Source organism: Okeania sp. SIO2C2 (assembly GCF_010692625.1).
Taxonomy (GTDB): Bacteria; Cyanobacteriota; Cyanobacteriia; order Cyanobacteriales; family Microcoleaceae; genus Okeania; species Okeania hirsuta.
On sequence record NZ_JAAHGM010000135.1, the window covers coordinates 1 to 4,463 of the forward strand.

The window sequence follows — 4,463 nt, forward strand, 5'->3', positions numbered from 1 at the left end:
TTATCATTTTCTTTGTGGGTTTAATACCCCACCGTCAACGGGGGTGTTCACGCATTACTTGGGGGAGCGAATCCCCATGTAATTTTCCGACTGTCTCCTGTCTCCTGTCTCCTGTCTCCTTCTTCAATGTATTAATTATCATTTTCTTTGTGGGTTTAATACCCCACCGTCTACAGGGTGTTCAAAATTACTTGGGGGAGCGAATCCCCATGTAATTTTCCGACTGTCTCCTGTCTCCTGTCTCCTGTCTCCTGTCTCCTTCTTCAATGTATTAATTATCATTTTCTTTGTGGGTTTAATACCCCACCGTCTACAGGGTGTTCACGCATTACTTGGGGGAGCGAATCCCCATGTAATTTTCCGACTGTCTCCTGTCTCCTATCTCCTGTCTCCTTCTTCAACAATAATTACTAATTATTTAACGGCTATTGCTAATTTTTTTGTCTGATTTTTATTTCTTTGCTTTTTCTAAATATTGAATAATTTTTTCAATATCTACAATCATCATTTTTTCTCCCTCTGAGTTTGTACAAGTTCCCTTGATAAATTTTGCTACAGGAGAATTAACTTTTTTTTGTTTCAACAGGGTAATATTTTTAGTCTCAATATTTATCAACTCACCTACTTTTTGTGCTAAAATACCTAGATAGTTATCTTTATATTTTACTTTTACTACCCGAAGTTTTTCCTGATTGTATCCAGTAGATAGTAAAGGATTAAATCCCATCAAATAAGCAATATCAATTAACCATATAATCTCGCCATGCCACTGAAAAACTCCTGCAACTACAGTTGGCATACCTGGTATTTGTAAGACTTTTCCGTAGTCTAAGCTAATAACTTCATCTAGGTCATTAGTAGATAGTATAGTTTGTAAAGTCCGATCAATTTCTATGCATAAATATTGTGTGCTACGGAATAATTGTTGTTTTTGCATTGACTTTAAGTGAAGACTTTAGTCATAAAAATTTATGTTTGTTAAACAACTATGTTATATAATGTTCCCCCTCTGGGGAAGCTACGAATTGCGGACGGGTCAGTTATAAATAAAATTTAAGGACTGACAATACCGACAGTACCAAACAAATACTGAAATTATCAATACCCCCAATACCAATATTTCCTCTTTTTCTCCTTTCTTCCCTCCTGATTCCTGACTCGGTCCTCCTGAGGACTCACAACAGTTATTTATAAGTATTCAACCGTTAGCGTAGCTCCCCCTCCGTGGGAACATGATATTAAACAACTAATCGTCTTAATGTTGCTACAACTTCTTCTCGATTAATTGGTTTTGTCACATAAGCAGATGCACCTTGCTTCATACCCCATTTTTGATCTATTTTCCCTGATTTATTAGAACAAATAACAATTGGTATATGAGCTGTATTTTCTTGATTTTTTAGTTCCCTACACAGTCCATAACCACTTTGACCAGGTAATACCACGTCTGTTAAAATTGCGTCAAAAGTTTTTTGATTCAGCAAAGCTTTAGCTGCCTCTGCTGTGGTTACGCTCAATGCATCAAATCCTGACTTTTGTAGACATTCAGTCAAAATACTAGCTTCAGTTGGGTTGTCTTCTACAATTAATATACTTGCTTTCATAACTTTCTAATTGTTATTTAATGTTTGTCCAAAATTTTACTTATATTAATAAATTTTTTGTTTGCCAGTTGAATTTTTAAGTGTTAGGCAAATGTTTTTGGATCATTTTTAAGATTTCTTCTGGTTTAGGAGGCTTACTCAAAAAGTCGGCTGCTCCTATTAATTTAGCCCGACTGCGGTCTATCACATTATTTCGATTGGTAAAAATAATGACTGGTATTTTTTCAAATGCTGGTGCTTTGCGTAAGAATTGATAGACAGTATAACCATTTGCATGAGGCATTTCTAGGTCAAGAAAAATTAAATCTGGTTTATATTCAGCTATTTTAACAAATCCTTTAATTGGATCTTGTATACTGATCAACCTATAACCAGCAGGTTGCACAATTTTCTTTAATGTTTCAGCCACTACTGGGCTATCATCAATACAAGCAATTAATGATTGTTTTTTGGATGTAGTTTTGTCTGTACTTTTCTGAGAATTAGCTGTTGTTAAAGATGATTTTATAGGTGATGTTGATAAGTCTGGTACTGTTTTTAATTGAACTAATCCTTTTTTGACTAAAGGAAATAAAGTTTTAGTTACAGCTAATACTGATTTTCTTAGTTGATAGGCAATATCCCATATAGTTAGGTCCCCATGTAAGTATTTACCCCAACCAGATAAAGCTTCTGGTTTAACAGTTTTTGTCATGACAGGAACAAGATTGGGGTTAAGACTATTGAAACCTGCTTTTTGCCATAAATTTTGCATTTTATTAACTTTACTAAAAATTTCTTCTAGTTCTCTATAGCATAGAGCTAAACCTAAAGATAATTCTGATTTCTTATCTGGACTTTGCTCCCACTGGCATATTAGATCTACGTAAAGACTCAGGGAAAATAATATTTCTAAGGTGACAGTACGAATGACTTTTTTAGCCTGATAAAGAGTAATTTCATCTCTTGTTATTCCATCATATAGTAGAATATATTCCCAAGGTTTTTCTTGATCTGATAGTTGTAAAGTTATGGGTTTCCATTCAGGACAGTGCAATTCTATCGCTCGTTGCCAACGTCTCACTCTATGAAAGTTACCAGTAGTATAGAGTAATCTACCATAAAATATATAAATTTTTCCTTGTTTTGCATGGCTATTTAATAATAGGTTGCCGGTTGCCATTCTTTGACTAAGGATGTCTATTTCTTGTGATAATTTGATTATTTTGTTGTTTGCAGACATGAATCTTAAAGGTTCAATATGAAAACTCGAATGGTGATCGAGTTATGAATATTTGACAACATAACTTGTGGCCATCTGCTTAACTTTCTAGATGAGTTTTTCCTCTGAAGAAAATGACAATACAATAAAATTATTTTAATATTTTCTCCGTTAATCATATTATATTATGATTCTTAAGATTTGAACAGAAAATCATGATTTCATACATTTTAAAAATTTTTTATTGTATTGATTGCATTAAAATCAGTATTTTTTTTCTTTTAGCTGATCAAATAAATTAGATAATTATCATAAATATTTAAACAGTAAAACTATGTGGATTTTATCATAAAATTAATCTTATTTAATCAATTTATTGATTGATAATATTAAAATAAGTAGCTGAAAAAACACCATAGTTTATAGTTATAGTTGATTGATATCTATGATCATATATAGCAATCCTATTTTAGTTATGAAAAAAAATCTTTGAATTTAGGGAACAGGGAATAGGGGTAAAAGTTTCAGGGTTTTTATATATCCTGAGATTTTTTACAAATGATTTATGATTGCTATATATAAATCATTCTACACTACTAAATCTAAGTATATTTACTATTTGGCAAATGTTTTTGACAGTCGCCTTATATGTAGCAATCCGCCCATTGGTTGTGACAATTTTTATAATAGTTAATTTGAACTGAAAACCTTTAAAATTATGACTCCTTAGGATTACTACAAATTTATAAACTATAAAAGCCTTACTATATTTTACTAATTAAATTACAAAATTCAAAAGCTAATGAACCTCTCAGGAATGTTAAGTTATCAGACCTCTAAACAAATTAAGTTAAATTAATATTTATGATGTAAATTCTAGGAGTGATAGCCACTTAAACATTTTTTTGCACTATGAATTTCTCATATACCCCCCTTTTCAGAAGTTAGGATACATATTAGTTATTGAAGTATTGAAAAGGCGCAATCGAGATATATTGACGACCTTCAGCGATCGGTTAATATTTTTAACTTTGCACTTTTATAAGGAGTCTGTAGACACGGATTGACTTCCCTTGGGTATCTCTCATACACCTATAAATTTTCACTGATTCAATTCTTTAGAGTCAACAAAATATAGTAAAAGTATTACGAAATGATCAAAAGGCCACCTAAAGGCCATATGAAACACTTAAATTTTTGCTAATTTGAGACAAATATAAATAGTTACATTATGCTATGATTGATGTTGGTCAAAATAAAAGTATGTTGTATGTATAGCAGTGGAAGGAAAGGGCGCGGACATATGAAAAACTTAAAACTCAGACAACACAAGATTTTTCCAACTTCAGTCCTTCCTTGTGCAATACATATACTAGATAATAACTAGAATTAAACCCCCATCAAACAAAGTACTGACAATCTGCTTAACAGACATCTGACTTTTAAAAGGTATAATCAAAAATGTCGTCATAGCGAAAAAACTAAAACAGAAGTATTAGTGGAAATGATTAGGAAGTTGAAGCTATATAGTTTTGACACTCCACGGGATAAATCCGCGTGGATTCTGACGGTTGTAAAAACAGGGGATAAATCCACCTGTTTTAACTTCTCATCAGTTTAGGGACTGTCATTGACCCCTACCTTTGAATCATCCATAC

Annotated in this window: 5 protein-coding genes; all 5 read right to left on the reverse strand. The window is 32.3% G+C overall.

Annotation, left to right across the window (positions count from 1 at the left end):
- Positions 1-138: 138 nt before the first annotated feature.
- The gene (locus F6K18_RS35750; protein WP_287528084.1) at positions 139-282 is read right to left on the reverse strand and encodes a hypothetical protein; all 144 of its coding nucleotides are present in this window, start codon (positions 280-282) and stop codon (positions 139-141) included.
- Positions 279-401, reverse strand: a complete 123-nt coding sequence (locus tag F6K18_RS35755; RefSeq protein WP_287528086.1) for a hypothetical protein — start codon at positions 399-401, stop codon at positions 279-281. Before F6K18_RS35755 ends, F6K18_RS35750 begins: the two co-directional genes overlap by 4 nt.
- 50 nt (positions 402-451) lie before the next feature.
- The gene (locus F6K18_RS35760; RefSeq protein WP_287528088.1) at positions 452-937 is read right to left on the reverse strand and encodes a CheW domain-containing protein; all 486 of its coding nucleotides are present in this window, start codon (positions 935-937) and stop codon (positions 452-454) included.
- Between the two features lie 301 nt (positions 938-1,238).
- On the reverse strand, positions 1,239-1,604 hold the full coding sequence (locus F6K18_RS35765) for a response regulator transcription factor (RefSeq protein WP_124147492.1): 366 nt from the start codon (positions 1,602-1,604) through the stop codon (positions 1,239-1,241).
- 76 nt (positions 1,605-1,680) lie between these two features.
- A complete protein-coding gene (locus F6K18_RS35770; RefSeq protein WP_287528090.1) occupies positions 1,681-2,826 on the reverse strand; it encodes a response regulator in 1,146 nt (381 codons plus the stop codon).
- Between the last annotated feature and the right edge of the window lie 1,637 nt (positions 2,827-4,463).